Consider the following 18,704-nt stretch of genomic DNA (forward strand, 5'->3'; position numbering starts at 1 on the left):
CAGGCTCGTCATCGTGTGATTGCCCAGCCGACGGTGGCGGCGGCACCGGCCAGCACGGCGCCGATGGCGGCCCAGGGCAGGAAGCGGCGTCCGCCCTTTCCCTTGGTGCTGGTCGCCAGCGTATCCTTCGCGGCTGCGTTTACGTGGGCGCGCGAGATGCTGTGGCCGCCCTCGCCGTAGCACAGCATCAGCGATTTATGTGCCAGCACGTTGACCAGGCGCGGCACGCCGCCGCTGGCCTTGTACAGGCTGGCGATGGCGCCGCTGGAAAACAGGCGGGCGCCAGCAAAGCCGGCCACGCGCAGGCGGTGGGCGACGTAGAAGTCGAGGTCGTCGCGGCTCAGCGGCCCGAGGTGGTAGTGGAAGGTGATGCGCTGGGCCAGCTGGCGGATCGATTCCAGCTCCAGCTTGCGGTTCAGCTCCGGCTGGCCGAACAGCACGATCTGCAGCAGCTTGCGTTTTTCCGTTTCGAGGTTGGTCAGCAGGCGCAGCGCTTCCAGGCTCTCGACCGGGATCGCCTGGGCCTCGTCGAGGCAGAGCAGCACGCGCTTGCCCTGCCCGGCCAGCGCCAGCAGGCGGTCCATGATGGACTTCAGCAGACGGTGCTGGTCGACGTCCTTGTCGAGGGCGATCTCGAGCTCGTCGGCCAGGGCCAGCATCAGGGTGCGCGGCTCCAGGTAGGGGTTCGGAATGTAGGCGGTGACGAAGCTGTCGCCCAGGGTCGCCATGAACTTGCGGCACAGGAGGGTCTTGCCGGTGCCGACTTCACCGGTGATCTTGATGAAGCCTTCGCCGTTGCGCGCCGCCACCAGCAAGGTGTTCAGCGCTTCCTGCGAGCCCGGGCTGCCGAAGAAGAAGCTGGTGTCGGGCGTGATCCCGAAGGGCGGCTCGCGCAGGCCGAAATGGGCCGTGTACATTACCGCATTCCTCGGGTGCGCGGGTCGAGCTGCTCGATGCGGCGGCCGGTGTCGAGCAGGTCGTCGTTCCAGTTGTTGATGCCTTCGACGATGGTCGGCTTGATCAGCACCACCAGTTCGCGCTTCTGGTTGACGCGCTTCTTGGCGCCAAACAGGTTGCCCAGCACCGGCACGTTGCCGGCCACCGGCACCTGCGAATTGTCGACGGTCGAGGACTGGCGCATCAGGCCGCCGATCGCCACCACCTGGCCGTTCGAGCCGCGCACGATGCTGTCCAGCTCCGAGGTCGCCGACGCCGCCAGCGGCAGGTTCAGGTTGCCGGCCGTGCCCAGGCTCACCGACTTGTTCACGGTCGAGACCTGGCTCACCGACGGGTGCACGTGCAGCAGGATGTTGCCGCGGTCGTCGATCTGCGGGGTCACGTCCAGCACCACACCCGAGAAGAAGGCCTGCAGGGTCACGTTCGGCGAGGTGGTGGTATTGCCGGACGCGTTCGCGTTGGTGGTGGTGCTCACGCCGGTCACGTAGAACTCGTCGGTACCGATCTTCAGCACCGCCTTCTGGTTGTTGACCGCTGCCACACGAGGGCTCGACAGCACGTGCACCGTGCCCTGGGTCTCGAGGAAGGAGATCAGGGCCGCGAAATTGCTGGTCTGGACAGCCAGGCCGAACATCGAGCCGGCGGCGCCGGCCGCATTCGACAGCGAGAAGCCGGTGCTGGCCGACAGGCCGGTGCTCGGATCGCTGATGACGCCCGGCTGGCCGCCATTGAAGGGCAGCGGCGTCAGGGTTGAACCCGGCGCCACCAGGCCGCCCGAGACGCGGTTGTCATGACCGCTCCTGATCGAAGCGAAGGACGCCCAGTTCACCCCGCTCTGGAAGCTGTCGTTCAGCTCGACCTCAAGGATCTTCGCCTCCAGGATCACCTGGCGGTCGACCGCCAGCTGGGTCGCCTTCAGGTAGGCGTCGACGTTGCGCAACTCGTCCGGCATGGCGCGGATCACCACCACGCCCGACTGCGGACTGACGACGATGCTGCGCCCGCCCTCCTTCGAGCCGACGATGGCTTCGATGGCCGCCTTCAGGTCGGTCCAGAAGTCGTTGTTCGAGGTGGTACTGACGTCGGTGCTCTCGACCTGGTTCTGGTTCTGGCCGTTGGGGTTGTTCGGGTTGTTCTGGTTCTGGTTGTTGTTCTGGTTGCTGCCGTTGTTCTGGTTGCCGTTGCCGTTCTGGTTGTTGACGGCATTCGCCACCGAGGTCGAGGACACGCGCAGGTTCGACACCCCGCGGCGGCTGCCGACCAGGTAGTTCACGCGGAACATCTTGGTCTGCATGGTCAGCGGCTTGACCGAGATGCGGGTGCCCTCGATCTTGTAGTCGTAGCCGTAGACTTCGCGCACCGCGTCCAGGGTCTCCTCCAGGGTCACGTCCTTCAGGTTGACGGAGATGGCGCCGCTGACGTCCGGATGCACCAGGATGTTGTAGCGGGTGCCGGCGACGATCGAGCGGAAGAACTGCTGGGCGGGAACGTTGTTGAAGGAGACATTGAAGCGCTCTTCCAGCGCAGGGCGCGCCTTCGGCAGCTGGGTCGCGAGGCTGGCTGCAGGCGGCAGCAGGGCATTGGCGACCGCATCGTCGACGGCCGGCGCCGCCGGGCGTCTGGCGGCATCGCGCGCCACTTCATTCTTGATGGCGTCGAAGGTCGTGTTGGCGGGCGGGGTCTGGCAACCGGCCAGCGCCAGCATTGCCGCCAGCAAGGCTGCGAACGGTTTGTTCAGCTGCTTCATTGTCGTCCTCCGCTGCGGTGCGCGGCGCCGGCCGACACGCGGGTCATGCCGCCCGCGCTGTCCTGCACGTACAGGCGCAGCACCTGGAGTTCGCGGCCGCGCTGCAGCTCGACCTCGCTGTCGGCGATGCGGACCACGCGCGCGCCGCGGACGCTGTCGCCCACGCGCACGCCCTGGCCGTCGATCACGGCGATGCGATGACCGCCGGCGGCGCCGAGCATCACCGACTGCAGCTGCGGCGGGACGTCGGCCGCCGCTGCGCCGGGACCGGAACCGGGAGGCGCCTGCAGCGCCGCGGCCGGCGGACGGGTCGGGTCAGGCAGACGCTGGGCCGCTTCCGGAATCGCGGCGGCGGCAGCATTGGCGGCGCCGGCAGCGCCGGCCAGCGCCAACAGCGCCGCCAGGGCCGCGGTCGTGGACAGGGGGGTGGCTCGCTTCATGCTCTTCCTCACAGCTTCATCCATTTCGGGTCCAGGCTCAGGGTGTACAGGGTCAGGGTCAGGCGTACGGTCGGATACTGCTCGACCTGGAGCTGGGCCTTGCCCCAGAACAGCTGGGTGGGCAGCGCTTCGAGCGCCGTCATGTAATCGACCATGTCGAGATAGCTGCCGCGTACCGTCAGTTCGACGCCATGACGGAACAGCAGGTCCGGCTGCTTCGCCGCGATGGGTGCGCCGGCAGCGGCCTTGTCGGCCGGGTCCGCGCCCAGTTCGTTCAGCGAGCCGACCGGCAGGGTCTGCATCGACACCAGCTTCAGGCGGCCGTTGGCGCGCAAAATCGATTCCAGCAGCGGCGCGATGCGCTCGGGCGGCACCAGACCGTTCTGCATGGCGCGCATCTGCTCGCTCATGCGCGCGGTGTCGGCGCGTGTCGCCGCCAGGCGGGTGCGCAGCGCCTGGTCCGGATCGGCCTCGGCTTCCGCGACCTTGCGCCCGATCGCGCTCTCGGTCTCGGCCAGGCTGGCGCGCTGCAGTGAAATCTGGTTCTTCAACAGGTCCTGCTTGCGCTGCAGGGGAGCGAGCAGCGCCGCCTGGCCGAGGAAGGCCAGCACCGCCATCACGGCGGCGAACACCAGCAGGCGTTCACGCTGGCTGAGCGCGTCGATGCGCGCGGCAAGCCGGGACCAGCGCTGCTTCATGGCCGGTCTCCCTTGTCGCCCGCCGCCGCCGACTGCAGGCTGAATTCGACATAGGGGGCGGGGACGCTGCTTTCCTTGCCGTCCGCGCCGGCCTGCTTGAGCGGCGGCGCTTCGCCGATCTGCATGCTGCCGACGGCCTTGCCCTGCAGGACAGGCTCGTTGCGCAGGCGGCCCAGGAAGCCCGGCACCATGGCCGGATCGAGCGCCCTGCCCTGCACGCCGATCTCGCGACCGGCGCCGCCGACGCTGACGGCGGTCAGCCACAGGCCCTCGCGGCTCTGGCGCGCCATCGCGCGGAAGTATTCGGCGTAGCCCTGGGTATTCCCCAGTTCGCCGCGTTCGATCACCTGGGCCACATGCTGCAGCGCCGCGCGCTGCTGCTCGGCCTCGACCATCTGGGCTGCCAGCGCCGGATCGCTGTGGCGCGGCGTGAATTCCGCCGACACGCTTGCCAGCCGCTTCTGCGCGACTTCCAGGCGGCGCGCGACGGTGTTCGCTTCGCCCTGCAGCTGAGCCAGGCACAGCTCGGACCAGGCCCCCATCGCGGCCAGGCCGAGCACCAGCGCACCGGCGGCGATACCCATCGCGCGCGCCGAGAACAGCGTGGTCTGTCTCTGGAAGGCCGGATTGAACAGGTTGATCTGCTGGCTCATCCCGCCGCCCCTTCCTCGCGCAGCGCGGCGCCGATCGCAACAAAGAAGCGCTGCTGGGCCGCCGCACCGAGCAGCTCGGGAACGTACGCGAGGTCGAGCAGCATGCCCAGGTCGAGGGTTTCGACGCGGGTGTAGAGATTACTCGACAGGTATTCTTCCAGGCCCTGGGCGCCGCTCGGCGCCAGCACGAGCCTGGCCACGCCGATGAAGGAGAATTGGCGTTCGAAGTGGTCGAGCGAACGCTGCAGCTCGAGCGTGATCTTGTCGAAGGCCTGGTGCTTGCGTTCGTGGTCGGTATCGAGCAGCTGGGCCAGGGTGGCGTCGATGCGGCGCGACAGATACAGCTCGCCGCGGCAAGACACGGTCAGCAGGCCGCCATCCTCGCCGAAGGACAACATGGCGATGCCACGGCCGTCGGTCTCGAGCATGGTCGACAGGTTACGCTGGGCCATTTCGGGAATGTCGATGGTGCCGAGTTCGACCTTGGCCTGCTGGAACAGGTCCTGGCGCGCCTTGATCGTGCCGTTGCGCGACGCCACCGCGAATACGCTTTGCTGGGGACGCACGGCGGCATTCGGATCGAGCGGGATCTCGACCAGGTCGAAGGTCGCTTCGGCGACCGGGAAATCGAGGATGTCCTTCAGGCGGAAGCGCATCGCGGCCTTGCGCTCGTCGGGCGGCACATTCGGCGCCTCGACCGCCATGATCTGGTAGTCGCCGCCGCCCAGCACCGTGGTGCAGCGGTAATCCTGCGCATGCAAATCCTTGCCGGCCTTTTCGAGGACGTCGGCATTCGCCTGGCCCGGATAGTGACTGGCCACGGTCACCGCCGGTTTGCCGTCGCCGCGGCGCACGCTGGCCGCCACGATGCCGTCGCGTTGCAACACCATTGCCAGCCAGGCGCCTTGTTTCTTTTTTTTCCTAAAAAAACGCATGCGGAGCAATGGTATGGTGACTTTTGAGTGGTTTCGCTAGTCCTTGATTATATTCAACTGTGGTTAAAAGCCGATACCATTTTTTCACTAAGGAAAAATATTCCGAACATTCTTCACAGAACTGACGATTTCCTGTTGTAAGTACACCTCATGGTGGACGGACACTTTCTCCACGTGCGGCGGCAGCAAAAATGATTTTGCGATTAGCGGCCAACTCATGCACACTCGCGGGTGTATTGTTTCTGGCCATTAATTAAATAGTTTGAAGAGATTCGCGGACAGCTTTTTCTCGATGTTCAGGCGCGGGCGCACGGGCGGACCCGCGGCACTGGCGCATCTGTGCGCCTGGTGCGTCCTGGTAAGCGGCTGCCTTGCGGGCACGGCTGCTGCCGCAGCCGATCTCGTCTTCAACGGTGGCGCTGCGGGAAATTGCTCTCTCTCCAGCAAAACCTATACCTGCAATGGCTTCCCGCTGACCACCAACACCGATACGATGACGATCGCCGATGGCTACACGGTCGTCGTCAACAGCAGCGGCGTCAACTTCGACTACAACCAGAGCCTGGCGATGAGCGGCTCGGCAACCCTGAACGTGACCGGCAACCTGAATATCGGCAATATCAAGCCGAGCAATCTGGCGATCAGCAGCGGCAACCTCATCAGTGGCGGAACCTTCACGATCGGCAACCAGGCGCAGTCGATAACCGCCAACATCAGCGCCGTCACCATGAACCTCGGTTCCGGCTCGACGACCAGCATTACCGGCAGCGTCAGCGCGAGCGGCAACGTCTCGATCGGCTCCCACTGCACGATCAACGGCGCGGTGAACGGCAACGTCATCGACACCGACTCGCCGGTGGTCATCAAGGGCAACGTCACGGCCAGGACCAGCTTTACCCTCGCATCCGGCAGCTCGGTTGCCGGCGACATCGTCGCCCCGACGGTCTCCTTGCTGGCTTCGCAAAGCGCGGTCAACGGCAAGATCACCGCCAAGACCTCGCTCCGGCTAGGCGACAAGGTCAACGTGACCGGCGACGTCAGCGCCGGCAACCTCACACTCGACAGTTCCAACGCGATCATCAACGGCAACGCCACGGTCGACCGTGCAACCCTGAACTGGGCCGGCCGCGTCACCAAGATGATCTATTGCACGGGTGGCACGACCAACGGCCAATGCGACTGCGTCACCAACAACAGCGGCTTCCCGGTCAACACGGACCAGGGGCCGCATTGCGCGGTTGCGCCATCCGCCACGCCCATCGACCACTTCCTGATCGTGCACGACGGCAGCGCCAGCGCCTGCACGCCGGAGCCGGTGACGGTCAAGGCCTGCGCCGATTCGGCATGTACGAGCCTCTATACCGGTGGCGTCAGCGTCACCTTGCAGCCGGGGGGCAAGAGCTTCGCCATCGGCTCGAGCGGGGTCAGCATCAACGCGACCGTCAGTCAGTCCGTTCCGGGTACGGCGACGCTGGCGCTCGGTGGGGCCAGCGTAGCGGCCGCCAATGCCCTCCAGTGCAGCAGCACGTCGAACGGCAGCGCGTCCTGCAGCATGAATTTCGATGGCACCATCGGGCTCGGCCTGACCTTGCAGGACCAGTATTCGGCAACCGTCACGCCGTTCACCCTGACAGCCACCGTCTCCGACCCGAAGACGAAATCCTGCGTGCCTGCCTTGGTCGGCCAGCAGAAAACAATACAGCTGAGCTGCGCCTACGGCAATCCGGGTAAGGGCAGCCTGCCGGTCAAGGTGAGCAGCCTCGCCAACGTGGCAAGCAACGACCCGTCGTTCCAGACCCTGAGCGCCGCCGGCGCAAGTACCAGTACCTGCACCGGCAGCGCCCGCGGTTTCCCGATCACCTTCGATAACAACGGCAGCGCGACCTTCTGGATGTACTATGCCGACGTCGGCAAGCTCGGCATCGCCGCCTCGACCTCGGACAATAGTGCGAAGGACGCCAGCGGCAATGTCATCGTCGCGCCATATTCGTTCAGCCTGAAAACCACGTCGCCGACGATCGCGGGCAAGGCCTTCGATGTTACCGTTACTCCTCTCAACGCAGAAGGCGTCACAACCCCCAACTTTGGTCTGGAAGCCACCCCCGAGACCGTAAACTTCAGCATGGGCGCACTCGACACGGTCGGCTGCAAGCTGAATGCGACGGATCTGGGCCAGCTGAGCCTCGTGGACAGCAAAATGACCGGGACCGGCTTCTGGGGTCAGTTCACCTATACGGAAGCCGGCGCCTTCAACATCAAGGCCGAGCAAACCAGCGCCAAGTACCTCGGCGGCGCCAAGCCCCGTCCGGCCGCGGTCCAGACCAGCCTCGGCGCCGCCAGCGGCTGCGGCGCGATCCTCTCGATGCCGGCCTATTTCAAGGTCAAGGAAAGCCGGGTCGCCACTGGCAGGAATTTCTACTATTCCGGCGAGCCGGTCGACGTCACCGTCACTGCCATGAGCGCGCTGGGCAATGTCACGACGCTTTACGACAGCGGCTTCGGCTACAGCAAACCGCTGCTCTTGACCGCCTACGATGCCACCGGCAGCACGCCCATTCCCGCCAGCTCCAACACCACGCCGCCTTTCCCCAATCCCGGCACGCTGTCCGGGCTCGGCAGCTCAAGCGCAGCGCCGCTGCCGGCCAGCGCCTTCGTCAGCGGAGTCGCCACCCTGCCCGCGACGTCGTCCACGCCGCTGGTGTTCACCTTCGCGAACTCGCCGAGCCTGCCATTGAAGATCCGCCTGCGCGCGACGGAAACGGCAGCCGGCGGCGTCAGCTCGAAAGATGCCCCCGCCGGCGGCGAAGACGTCTATGAAGCCCGCAGCGGCCGCGTCACCATCGCCAGCCGCTTCGGCAACGCCAAGGGCGACCTGGCCCTGCCGGTCACCCTGCAGTACTGGACCGGCGGCAGCTGGATCCAGAACACCAGCGATGGGGACGACCTCCATCCGATTCCCACCTCGGCCATCGCGATCCAGGCCGCCTCGCCGCTTCTGCCGCCCGCCTTGACCCCGGCCGGCATCGACCAGAACCGCCAGGTCATCAGCATGACAAAGGGTTTGGGCAGCTTGAGCCTGCACCCCACCGGCGGCACCGGCACCGCGACCGTCGCCATCAACCTCGGCACCGCCACCACGGACACATCCTGTCTGCCCGCCCCGCGTCCCGCCAGCGCCGGCGCGAAGATGCCCTGGCTGCGCGGCCCGAACGGCATCTGCGCACCTTCGGCGGCACCGGCCGCAGACCCGGCCGCGCGCGCCACCTTCGGCATCTACACGCCCGAGGCCAAGCGCCTGATCCACACGCGCGAGGTGTTCAATTGAGGGAGCGCGGCTTCACGATGGTCGAGCTGATCGTCATCATGGTCCTGCTGGGCATCATGGCGGCGGTCGCCGTGCCGCGCTTGATCAACAGCGGCGAGCGCGGCGCCCAGGTGTTCGGCGACCAGCTCGTCAGCGGCCTGCGGCTGGCGGCGACCTCGGCGCGCGCGCATCGCCGCCTCGTCTGCGCCAGCCTGGGCCCCAAGGCGCTGACCCTGCGCATCGCCGTGGAGAACCCGGCGAAATCGGCGCCGGCCTGCGCGAGCCTGCTGGCGAATGCGCCGGACAGCGATTTCTCGACCTCGGATCCGGACGTGCTGGCCAGCGGCTTGAGCGGCAATCTGTACTTCCAGCCGAACGGCGACATCAGCTCTGACGTCGACGGCAAGACCCTGATCGACACCGCGCAGATCACGATTTCCGCGCAAGGCTCGCCCCAGCGCGTCATCACGCTCGCGGGAGGCACCGGCTATGTCGAATAACCGCGCTCGGGTGCGGATGCGCCGGCGCAGCGCCGGTGTCACCCTGGTCGAGCTGATCATCGCCATGGTCATCATCGCCGCCGCCCTGGGCGGGCTGGTGGCGGCCTTCAGCACCGGCAACCGCGCCAGCGCCGACCCGCTGATCCTGCAGCAGAAGGTGGCGATCGCGGAGAGCCTGATGGGCGAGATCCTGCTCAGGCCCTACGGTCTGAACACCACCGCTTATAACCCCATCGTGCGCGATACTTTCATCGATGTGAGGGATTTCGACGGCTATGGAAAGAACCTGTCCGGCATCCGCGACGCCAGGAACAATCCGATCGCCGGCCTGGAGTCGTACAACGTGACCGTCAGCATACCCCTCGACGACACGCTCTCGAAGCTGAGAGCCGGCACACCGAATCTGAAGATCACGATCACCGTCACCTACAAGATGGACGCCAGGCCCGAGGACGCCTTCGTCCTCACCGGATGGCGCACACCCCCATGAACAAGGAACGCGGCTTCACCCTCGTCGAACTGGTCGTCGTGATCACGGTGACCGGCATCATCGCAGGCATCTTCGCGATGCAGTTCGGTCCCGCTCTGCAGAATTACCTGGCGGTGGGCCGGCGCGCCAACCTGACCCACATGGCCGACACTGCCCTGCGTCGCATGGTCACGGAGATCCACACCGCGGTGCCGAACTCGCTGCGCCTGCTGCCCGCGCAAAGCGCGAACGGCGCATCCTGCCTGGAGATGGTGCCGAGCAGCGATGGCGGTCGCTTCCGCACGGCCGCCGATACGCAGTGGGACCAGGACAATCCGGGGAACCCGTCGAAGTGGCTCGACCTGACCCAGCCATCCGTGGCCTTCGACGTGCTCACGCTCTTTACCACCACGCCGGTGCAAGGCGATTGGGTCGTGATCGGCAACCAGAACACTGCCGACGTCTATACGGGCGTCAGCCGAGGCCAGGTCGAATCCGTCACCACCCCGCCCGCCAAGCTCGGGACGTCCCGCATCACACTGCAGGCAGCGAAGCAGTTCCCTTATGGGTATGAGGGCGGCCGCTTCTACATCGTGCCGAATACCCTGCAGGCAGTCACCTATATGTGCAGCGCACCGGCACAGGATGGCAGCCGCACCCTGACCCGCATCGTCGGCTATGGCTTCAGCGGCACCCAGAGCTGCCCGGTCACCACCGGCAGCGACGCGATCTACCCTGGCGGCAAAAGCTCAATCGTCAGCACCAAGGTCGGCAACTGCAACTTCGCCTACGACCCCAGCCAGGGCGCGACCGCGCAGAGCGGCTTCGCGCAGCTGCAACTGACACTCACCGACAACGGCGAAACCGTCACGCTCACGGTCGGCTCGCAAGTGGAGAACATGCCGTGAAACGTCCGCCGATGTTGCGAACACAGGGCGGTTTCGCCTACATCGCCGCCGTCATCCTGCTGGTGCTGATGGCCGGTATGGCGACCGCCATCGTGCGCCTGAACACGAGCCAGGCGAATGCCGCCACCGGCGCGGCGCTCGGTGCGCGCGCCAGCCAGGCGGCGCGGGCCGGTCTCGAATGGGCGTTTTACCAGCTGAAAATGAATAACGCGCAGGGCTGCGCGGCAAAGGAGGACTTGAACGACTTCCAGAAGGACAGCGGCTTTTTGGTCACCGTGCGCTGCAAGCCTACGAGCTACAATGAGGGGCAGGATCCGGTCAGCGGCGACGTGGTAGTCAAGAACCTGTACCAGGTCGAGGCGGTGGCCTGCAACGGCAGCTCGGGGTCGTGCCCTGACAATGGCAGTAGTGCGCAGGTGGACTATACCGAGCGGCGGCGGGTGGCGACGGTGTGCATGACGCCGGCTGGCGGGGATTGCTACTAGGGGATCGGGCCAGGAGGACGGGATCGGCGAGCGCCGATCCCGGAACGAAGATTATTCGCAGTCGCTTGCGGTGGTCGTGCCCACGGTGACGGTCGGCGCGGCTGTCGCGGTGGCCGGAGGGGTGTACAGCACGTAGCATTTGGTCGCGTTGGCGTTGCCGGCCAGGCTCTTCGGCACCAGGGCGATCTGGCTGCCGGTAGTGGCCGGCTTCACCGTGGCGCTGGCGTTTTCGGTAGCGCTGTACGCAGTGTAATCGTTGGACGAGATGCCGGCTGCGGCGAGGATGCCGCCAGTCGTTCCCATCGGGTAGCCATTCGCCACTTCGATATTCACGCCCTCGACCGGCACCGTGTTCGGTGTCGCAGCGGTCGACACCACGCCAGGGTTGACCAGGATCTTGCCATGAACGATGGCGGCCGCGGAAGACAGCGCACCCTTGGCCGCGTTAACGCTGGCCAGGCGAGCATCGCCGCTAAGGTTGGCAAACTTCGGCAGCGCAGTCGCCGCCAGAATGCCCAGGATAACGATCACGACGATCAGTTCGATCAGGGTGAAACCGCCCTGCGCCTGGACCTTGATATTCTTGTTCATCAAACTCTCCGAATGAAGTGAGGTTTTGCGGTTTCGACGCCGCTCGTGGTGGTTTAAGACCGCCTATCCGCTGACTTGATTCAGGGCCAGGCTTTTCTTGCTTGCGCGCAGAAATTCTACCTTGAATCTAAGCAATCTAGATGTACTAAAGGAAAAACTTTCAGTGTTTTTGGGTAAATACACAAGAGTTTTGTCGCGCGGGTCAAACACCCAGCCCGGAGCGCCGATCTCCCTGGGGTCGGGCGCATAGTATTCGCCCAGGTAATTCGCGGGCTTCCAGGCCAGCAGCTTGATCGGATTGTCGGCCGCCAGGCGCTGCAGCTCCTGGTCGCGGCCGCTGGACATCAGCTGGCTGCTGCGTACCTGCAGCGAGGTTCGCAGCGCAGCCACGACCTGGCGCGCCGCCGCGATCTCGGCCTGCTCGCGGTAGAACTCGAAGCGGTCCAGCGCGACGGCGCTGACGATGCTCGATACCACCATCACGGCGGCGAATTCCAGCAGCGTGAAACCGCGCTGGGCTTTGTGTGGAAATCCTGGCTTCATTTGTTGTGCAGGGCAGCTTTGCCCAGGTCCCAGATCGGCAGGAAGATACCCAGCGCCAGCACCAGCACCATCACGCCGAGGAAGGTGATCAGGATCGGCTCGATCTGGCTCGACAGGGTCTTCAGTTCGTAATCGACTTCGCGTTCGTACATCATCGCGATTTCGTCCATCAGGTCGTCGAGCGAGCCGGATTCCTCGCCGACGGCGATCATCTGCAGCACGATCGGCGTGAACACCTGCGCATTGGTGGCGGTGCGCAGGATGCTCTCGCCGCGTTCGACGCCGTCGCGCATCTGCTCGATGCGCATCGCCAGGTAGGCGTTGTCGGCGGTCTGCGACACCACCGTCAGCGCCTGCACGATCGGCACGCCGCTGCGGATCGACAGCGCGAAGCTGCGGGCGAAGCGCGCCATGGTCGCCTTGTGGACGATCTTGCCGGCGATCGGCAGGCGGAGTTTGTAGCGGTCCCAGGCCAGCCTGCCGGCGCCGCTACGGGTCCAGGCGCGAAAGCCGAAGAACATGCCTGCGGCGGCGACGCCGAATGCCGGCCACCACGCCACCGTGAAACGCGAAAAGCCGATCAGGATCCGCGTCATCAGCGGCAGCTCGGCGTGGAAGCTGTTGAAGACCTTCTCGAACTGCGGAATCACGAACAGGTTCACGACAATCATCGCTACCGCCATCGCAATGATCACGAAGCTCGGATAGCGCAGCGCCGTCTTCACGCGCTCGCGCATGTCGCGGTCGAACTCCAGGTGATCGAACAGGCGCAGGAAGACTTCCTCCAGTCGCCCTGTCATCTCGCCGACGCGCACCATCGCCAGGTAGAAGGGCGAGAAGCACTCGGGGTGGCGACGCATCGCGGTCGACAGTTCGCGGCCGGCGTCGAGCGACTCGCGCAGGTCGCGGATCACGACCGCAAAGCTCTTGTTGACGGCCGACTCCTGCAGTCCGCCCAGCCCGCGCATGATCGGCACGCCCGACTTCAGCAGCGTATAGATCTGGCGGCTGAACAGCTGGACGTCGAGCGAGGTCACCTTCTTGCGCGTCAGGCGCGCCCACAGGCCGTCCTCTTCGCCGCCGGACACGGAGGCCGACTTGCGCGTGGTCGGGCTGATCTCGATCGGGGTCACGCCGCCGCCGAACAACTGGTCGGCGACCGCGCCGGCGTCCAGGCCCTCGAGCACGCCAGCCACCAGTTCGCCGCTTCCGTTGCGGCCTTTGTAGGCAAAGAACGGCACGCTTTAGTCCTCGAGCTGGTTACTGACGCGCATGGCTTCTCCCACCGTGGTCTTGCCCTGCACCGCCAGGCGCACCGCGCTGCGGCGCAGGGTCTCGCCGCGCATCTCCGCATGGGCCGCCTTCAGGAAATGGCCGGGGTCCGGATGGTTGATCGCTTCGTGCACGGCGCGCGTCATCTCGAGCAACTCGTAGACGCCGGTGCGGCCGCGGTAGCCGGTACCGTTGCAGTGCGAGCATCCGCGCCCGTGGAACAGCGGCACGCTCTCGGCGCGGTCACCCAGTTCCGCACGCAGCCAGGCGCGCTCCGGCGCCGGCGCCGCATACGGCTGGGCGCAGCTCTCGCAGATCACGCGCACCAGGCGCTGCGCCAGCACGGCCTGCAGCGAGCCGCCCACCATGTAGCGCGGCACGCCCATGTCCATCAGGCGCAGCGGCGTGCTGGCGGCATCGTTGGTGTGCAGGGTCGACAGCACCAGGTGACCGGTCATGGCGGCGCGCAGGCCGATCTGAGCGGTCTCCTGGTCGCGCATCTCGCCGACCAGCACGATGTCCGGGTCCTGGCGCAGCGCGCTGCGCAGCACGCGGGCGAAATTCAGTTCGATCTTGTCGTTCACCTGCACCTGGTTGATGCCCGGGAGGCGGTATTCGACCGGGTCCTCGACCGTGATCAGCTTCTTCTCGACCGAGTTGAGTTCGGCCAGCGCGCTGTACAGCGTGGTCGTCTTGCCGGAACCCGTGGGGCCGGTCACCAGCACCAGGCCGTTGGGGCGCTGGACGATGGCGCGGAAGCGCTCGACCAGGCGCGGATGCATGCCGATCGCGTCCAGGCGCAGGTTCATGCCGACCTGGTTCAGCAGACGCATGACGACCGATTCGCCGTACTGGGTCGGCATGGTCGAGATACGCACGTCGATGCGCTGGTTGCGGACCTTGACCGCGAAGCGGCCGTCCTGCGGCAGGCGCTTCTCGGAGATGTCGAGGTCGGCCATCAATTTGAGGCGCAGCGCCAGCGGGGTCGCGATCTTGATGTCGGCCTCGGTCTGCAGGTGCAGCACGCCGTCGATGCGAAAGCGGATCTGCAGGCGGCCGTCCTGCGGCTCGATGTGGATGTCGGAGGCACGCACCTGGGCGGCATCGTCGAACACCGACTGCAGCAGCTTGACCACCGGCGCTTCTTCGAGCCCGGAGTTGGATGCCAGGGCGCCGAAGTCGACCGAGGTGGTGTCGCCCAGGTCCTGCTCCAGCTCGCGCGCCAGACCGGTGATCTCGCCGGTGCGGCGGTAGATGCGGTCGATCGCCTGCAGCACCTCGGTCTCGTTGACCACCGCCAGCTCGATGGTCTTCTTGAGCAGGCGCGCGATCTCGTCGTAGGCGAACAGGTCGGTCGGATCGGAGACACCGACCAGCACGGTCTCGCTGCGGTCTTCCAGCACCAGCGCACGGAAGCGCCGCGCCTGGGTCTCGGGCATCAGCCGGACCACGTCCTGGTTGATGTTGTAGAACTTGAGATTGATGTAAGGGATGCCGAGCTGGCGCGCCAGTGCGCCGGAGATCTGCTCTTCGGTGACGAAGCCGCTCTCGACGAACACCCGGCCCAGCTTGCGCCCGGTGCGCTTCTGGTCACCCAGCGCCGCATTCAGCTGCTCTTCCGACAGGAGCTTCTGTTGCACCAGGATTTCCCCAAGCCGGACTTTTTCTGGCCTCGCCATGACACCCTTTAACGTTTTGTAGGACTAGTCCTTCAATTGTAAAACAGAAAGTCCAAACATTGACTCATGGAATTAAGTTCTGTCGTCCATACGTAACGTCAAGCGTATTCGCCATGTAATATGACCAACACCAAACCGGGGTCAGAGCACTTTTCTCACCAAATTCGGGGTCAGAGCACTTTTTGAGGAAATTGCCCCAAAGACACAATTACTTCTCCGCCCCCTGTATAGCCGGCGCCGCCATCGTGGAAGCGACTGGCTGAGAAGTGAGTAAAGGACATTGCCCGAAAATGTGCTCTGACCCCGAACTTAGCGAATAAAGTGCTCTGACCCCGAATTTTTGATAGATGGAGGACGCATGCGTCGTGCCGTACGCCGGCGGATTTTTTTGATGCGCCATGGCAGCGTTACTTATTTCGATACCGCTGGTAAGCCCTACCTTCCGGAGACTGTGCCGCTGAACGAGGATGGCCGGGCGCAGGCCGATGCGGCCGGTCTTGCTTTTGCTGCTGCCGGTGTGCGCTTCGACCGCGTGATCGTTTCCGGGCTGCCGCGTACCGTCGAGACCGCGGCGCGGGTGCTGGCGGTGACCGGGCAGGCGATCGCACCCGAGATCTGGCCGGAACTGGAGGAGATTCGCGGTGGCCGGCTGTCCAAGATTCCGACCGCCGAGCTGAAACGCGCCTTCACCGGGGCTTTCGAGGGCCTGGTGCCGGCCGGACAGCGCTTCCTGGGCGGCGAGTCGGTGGGCGAGCTGATGGACCGCGTCCACCCGGCCATCGAGCGGCTGCGTGCCGATGCGGACTGGGACACGGTGCTGCTGGTGCTGCACGGCGGCGTCAATTGCGCGATCCTGTCGCTGGCACTCACCGGCCAGCGGCTTTTCCTGGGCGGCCTTGCGCAGGCGCCGGGATGCATCAATGCGCTCGACGTCGGAGAGGATGAGCGCGACTGGGTGGTGCGCTGCGTGAACCACAGCCCGCCGGAGCCGCTGCAGCCGCAGGCGCGGGCGACCACCATGGAGTTGTTGTTCGAGCAGTACCGCAAGTCGCGTTAAAAAAGCACGCTCGTTCTGGCTTGCGCTATTATTTAGCGGAAAAAGCAGCATGGGCCCCCGCCTGCGCGGGAACGACGGCACTAAGGGAGACACGATGTTCGAAGAGATGATAGGCACCAAGCCAGTATCCGAACGCCAGCGCTTCGACGGCGCAGCCCTCGGCGCCTGGCTTCAGCAGCATGTGGAAGACTACCCCGGCGGCACGCCGGCGGTGGAGCAGTTCAAGGGCGGCCAGTCGAATCCGACCTTCAAGCTGTCCGCCGGCGGCCGTCATTATGTCTTGCGCGCCAAGCCCGGCCCCGCGGCCAAGCTGCTCCCTTCGGCGCATGCCATCGACCGCGAATTCCGCGTGATGGACGCGCTGCACAAGGCCGGCTTCCCGGTCGCGCGCCAGTACGCCCTGTGCCTGGACGAATCGATCATCGGCCGCGCCTTCTTCGTGATGGAATTCGTCGAAGGCCGCGTTCTGTGGGACCAGTCCCTCCCCGGCATGAGCCGCGAAGAGCGCGCCGCCATCTACGACGAACTGAATCGCGTGATCGCCCAGCTGCACACGATCGACTACGCCGCCATCGGCCTGGGCGACTACGGCAAGCCCGGCAACTACTTCGGCCGCCAGATCGAGCGCTGGACGAAGCAGTACCAGGCCTCGCAAACCGAGACGATCGAGGCGATGGACAAGCTGATCGCCTGGCTGCCGCAGCACATCCCGCCCGGCGACGATACGTCCATCGTGCACGGCGACTACCGTCTCGACAATATGATCTTCCACCCGACCGAGCCGCGCATCCTGGCCGTGCTGGACTGGGAGCTGTCGACCTTGGGCCATCCGGCTGCCGATTTTTCCTACCACTGCCTCAGCTGGCATATCCCGCCCGGCAAGTTCCGCGGGATCGCCGGCCTCGACCTACCCGCCCTGGGCATTCCAAGCCAGGACGAGTACATCGCCGCCTACAGCCGGCGCACCGGCCGCACGATCCGCCGCGAGGATTTCGACTTTTATCTCGCCTACAACCTGTTCCGCCTGGCCGGCATCATGCAGGGCATCATGAAGCGCTATGTCGACGGCACCGCTTCCAGCGCCCAGGCGCTCGAGAACGGCAAGGCTGCGCGGCCGATGGCGGAGATGGCCTGGCAGTTTGCGATGCGCAGCCGCTAAAAGCGCTGAGAGCCTGCTTGCTGAACCTGGGTTCCCGCCTGCGCGGGAAACAACATACTGGGAACACTTATGGACTTCGACTACTCCACCCGCTGCAAGGACCTGCAATCCAGGCTGCTCGCCTTCATGGATGATCACATCTACCCCAACGAGAAAGCCTTCAAGGAAGAAGTCGACCGCAACGGCCAGCAGCAGGGAAACCGCTGGATCCCGACCGCCCTGGTCGAGAGCCTGAAGCCGATCGCCCGCCAACAGGGCCTGTGGAACCTCTTCCTGCCGCGCTCCGAACGTGCGCCCGAGGGCCTGGCCAACCTCGACTATGCGCCGCTGTGCGAGATCATGGGCCGGGTCGCGTGGGCGCCCGAAGTCTTCAACTGTTCCGCGCCCGACACCGGCAATATGGAGACGCTCGAACGCTACGGCACCGAGGAACACAAACGCCAGTGGCTCGAACCGCTCCTGAACGGCGAGATCCGCTCCGCCTTCGCGATGACGGAACCCGACGTCGCCTCCTCCGACGCCACCAATGTCGAAACCCGCATCGAAAGAGACGGCGACGACTACCTCATCAACGGCCACAAATGGTGGATCTCGGGCGCCGGCGACCCGCGCTGCAAGCTCTTCATCGTGATGGGCAAGACCGATCCGGCGGCGGCCCGCCACCAGCAGCAGTCGATGATCCTGGTCCCGAGCGATACGCCCGGCATCACGATCAGGCGCCCGCTGCCCGTGTTCGGCTACGACGACGCTCCCCACGGCCACTGCGAGATCCTGTTCGAGAACGTCCGCGTGCCGGCGTCGAACATCCTGCTGGGCGAAGGGCGCGGTTTCGAGATCGCCCAGGGCCGCCTGGGACCGGGCCGCATCCACCACTGCATGCGTGCGATCGGCGTCGCGGAGCGTGCGCTGGAACTGATGTGCAGGCGCCTCGACAGCCGGGTCGCCTTCGGCCGCAAGATCTCGGAACAGGGCGTCTGGCGCGAACGCATCGCCGAAAGCCGGATCCGCATCGATACCGCGCGCCTCCTGACCCTGAAGACGGCATGGCTGATGGACACCGTCGGCAACAAGCAGGCCCAGTCCGAGATCGCCATGATCAAGGTGCTGGCCCCCACCGTGGCCCAGCAAGTGCTGGACTGGGCGATCCAGGCGCATGGCGCGGCCGGGGTCTCGGACGACTTCCCGCTGGCCTACCAGTGGGCCGGCAACCGCACGCTGCGCCTGGCCGACGGTCCGGACGAAGTCCACCGCAACGCGATCGCCAAACTGGAGCTGGCAAAATATAGCTGATAACATCGCTTCATGGC

At 65.5% G+C, this 18,704-nt stretch carries 18 protein-coding genes; 8 read left to right on the forward strand and 10 right to left on the reverse strand.

Translation table 11 applies throughout. The features are described 5' to 3' along the window. Positions 1-8 precede the first annotated feature (8 nt). Genes AC1DOP_RS22585 through pilM form a run of 6 tightly spaced genes read right to left on the reverse strand, consistent with a single transcriptional unit; the run spans position 9 to position 5,385 of the window. Positions 9-917, reverse strand: coding sequence for an ExeA family protein (locus AC1DOP_RS22585; RefSeq protein WP_441933177.1), 909 nt, complete (start codon positions 915-917; stop codon positions 9-11). Beyond that, positions 917-2,704, reverse strand: coding sequence for a pilus (MSHA type) biogenesis protein MshL (gene mshL / locus AC1DOP_RS22590; RefSeq protein ID WP_441933179.1), 1,788 nt, complete (start codon positions 2,702-2,704; stop codon positions 917-919). The genes AC1DOP_RS22585 and mshL overlap by 1 nt, the downstream gene beginning before the upstream one ends. Further along, positions 2,701-3,144, reverse strand: coding sequence for a hypothetical protein (locus tag AC1DOP_RS22595; protein WP_477253470.1), 444 nt, complete (start codon positions 3,142-3,144; stop codon positions 2,701-2,703). The genes mshL and AC1DOP_RS22595 overlap by 4 nt, the downstream gene beginning before the upstream one ends. 8 nt (positions 3,145-3,152) lie before the next feature. Next, positions 3,153-3,842 carry a hypothetical protein gene (locus tag AC1DOP_RS22600; protein WP_441933182.1) on the reverse strand — a complete coding sequence of 230 codons (690 nt, stop codon included), beginning with the start codon at positions 3,840-3,842 and terminating at the stop codon, positions 3,153-3,155. Beyond that, the gene (locus tag AC1DOP_RS22605; protein WP_441933184.1) at positions 3,839-4,495 is read right to left on the reverse strand and encodes a PilN domain-containing protein; all 657 of its coding nucleotides are present in this window, start codon (positions 4,493-4,495) and stop codon (positions 3,839-3,841) included. Before AC1DOP_RS22605 ends, AC1DOP_RS22600 begins: the two co-directional genes overlap by 4 nt. Then, entirely contained in the window at positions 4,492-5,385 is an 894-nt protein-coding gene (pilM, locus tag AC1DOP_RS22610; protein WP_441933186.1) for a type IV pilus biogenesis protein PilM, read from the reverse strand. The genes AC1DOP_RS22605 and pilM overlap by 4 nt, the downstream gene beginning before the upstream one ends. 307 nt (positions 5,386-5,692) lie before the next feature. Between pilM and AC1DOP_RS22615 the strand changes: the two genes are divergently transcribed. The 5 genes from AC1DOP_RS22615 to AC1DOP_RS22635 are packed head-to-tail and all read left to right on the forward strand — an operon-like array spanning position 5,693 to position 11,096. After that, positions 5,693-8,755, forward strand: a complete 3,063-nt coding sequence (locus AC1DOP_RS22615; RefSeq protein WP_477253473.1) for a DUF6701 domain-containing protein — start codon at positions 5,693-5,695, stop codon at positions 8,753-8,755. Beyond that, positions 8,752-9,234, forward strand: a complete 483-nt coding sequence (locus AC1DOP_RS22620) for a pilus assembly FimT family protein (RefSeq protein WP_477253475.1) — start codon at positions 8,752-8,754, stop codon at positions 9,232-9,234. Before AC1DOP_RS22615 ends, AC1DOP_RS22620 begins: the two co-directional genes overlap by 4 nt. Next, positions 9,224-9,724, forward strand: coding sequence for a prepilin-type N-terminal cleavage/methylation domain-containing protein (locus tag AC1DOP_RS22625; RefSeq protein WP_477253477.1), 501 nt, complete (start codon positions 9,224-9,226; stop codon positions 9,722-9,724). The genes AC1DOP_RS22620 and AC1DOP_RS22625 overlap by 11 nt, the downstream gene beginning before the upstream one ends. Then, positions 9,721-10,611: a type II secretion system protein gene (locus AC1DOP_RS22630; RefSeq protein WP_477253479.1), complete on the forward strand. Its 891-nt coding sequence runs from the start codon at positions 9,721-9,723 to the stop codon at positions 10,609-10,611. Before AC1DOP_RS22625 ends, AC1DOP_RS22630 begins: the two co-directional genes overlap by 4 nt. After that, a complete protein-coding gene (locus AC1DOP_RS22635) occupies positions 10,608-11,096 on the forward strand; it encodes an MSHA biogenesis protein MshP (RefSeq protein WP_477253481.1) in 489 nt (162 codons plus the stop codon). The genes AC1DOP_RS22630 and AC1DOP_RS22635 overlap by 4 nt, the downstream gene beginning before the upstream one ends. Positions 11,097-11,147: 51 nt before the next feature. On the opposite strand, the gene AC1DOP_RS22640 is transcribed toward AC1DOP_RS22635, so the two are convergent. The 4 genes from AC1DOP_RS22640 to AC1DOP_RS22655 form a co-directional block, all read right to left on the reverse strand. Further along, positions 11,148-11,687 (reverse strand): prepilin-type N-terminal cleavage/methylation domain-containing protein, encoded by a 540-nt coding sequence (locus tag AC1DOP_RS22640; RefSeq protein WP_477253483.1) that lies wholly within the window; start codon positions 11,685-11,687, stop codon positions 11,148-11,150. A gap of 63 nt (positions 11,688-11,750) precedes the next feature. Then, a complete protein-coding gene (locus tag AC1DOP_RS22645) occupies positions 11,751-12,230 on the reverse strand; it encodes a type II secretion system protein (RefSeq protein WP_477253486.1) in 480 nt (159 codons plus the stop codon). Next, the gene (locus tag AC1DOP_RS22650; protein ID WP_441933200.1) at positions 12,227-13,471 is read right to left on the reverse strand and encodes a type II secretion system F family protein; all 1,245 of its coding nucleotides are present in this window, start codon (positions 13,469-13,471) and stop codon (positions 12,227-12,229) included. The genes AC1DOP_RS22645 and AC1DOP_RS22650 overlap by 4 nt, the downstream gene beginning before the upstream one ends. A gap of 3 nt (positions 13,472-13,474) precedes the next feature. After that, a complete protein-coding gene (locus AC1DOP_RS22655) occupies positions 13,475-15,181 on the reverse strand; it encodes a GspE/PulE family protein (RefSeq protein WP_441933202.1) in 1,707 nt (568 codons plus the stop codon). 358 nt (positions 15,182-15,539) lie between these two features. On the opposite strand from AC1DOP_RS22655, the gene AC1DOP_RS22660 reads away from it, so the two are divergent. From AC1DOP_RS22660 to AC1DOP_RS22670, 3 genes are all read left to right on the forward strand, one after another. After that, the gene (locus AC1DOP_RS22660) at positions 15,540-16,238 is read left to right on the forward strand and encodes a histidine phosphatase family protein (RefSeq protein WP_477253489.1); all 699 of its coding nucleotides are present in this window, start codon (positions 15,540-15,542) and stop codon (positions 16,236-16,238) included. Positions 16,239-16,332: 94 nt separating this feature from the next. Next, a complete protein-coding gene (locus AC1DOP_RS22665; protein ID WP_477253491.1) occupies positions 16,333-17,397 on the forward strand; it encodes a phosphotransferase in 1,065 nt (354 codons plus the stop codon). 69 nt (positions 17,398-17,466) lie between these two features. Beyond that, the gene (locus AC1DOP_RS22670) at positions 17,467-18,687 is read left to right on the forward strand and encodes an acyl-CoA dehydrogenase family protein (RefSeq protein ID WP_477253493.1); all 1,221 of its coding nucleotides are present in this window, start codon (positions 17,467-17,469) and stop codon (positions 18,685-18,687) included. Positions 18,688-18,704: the final 17 nt, after the last annotated feature.

The sequence above is a fragment of the Massilia sp. 01N410 genome, from assembly GCF_056399665.1.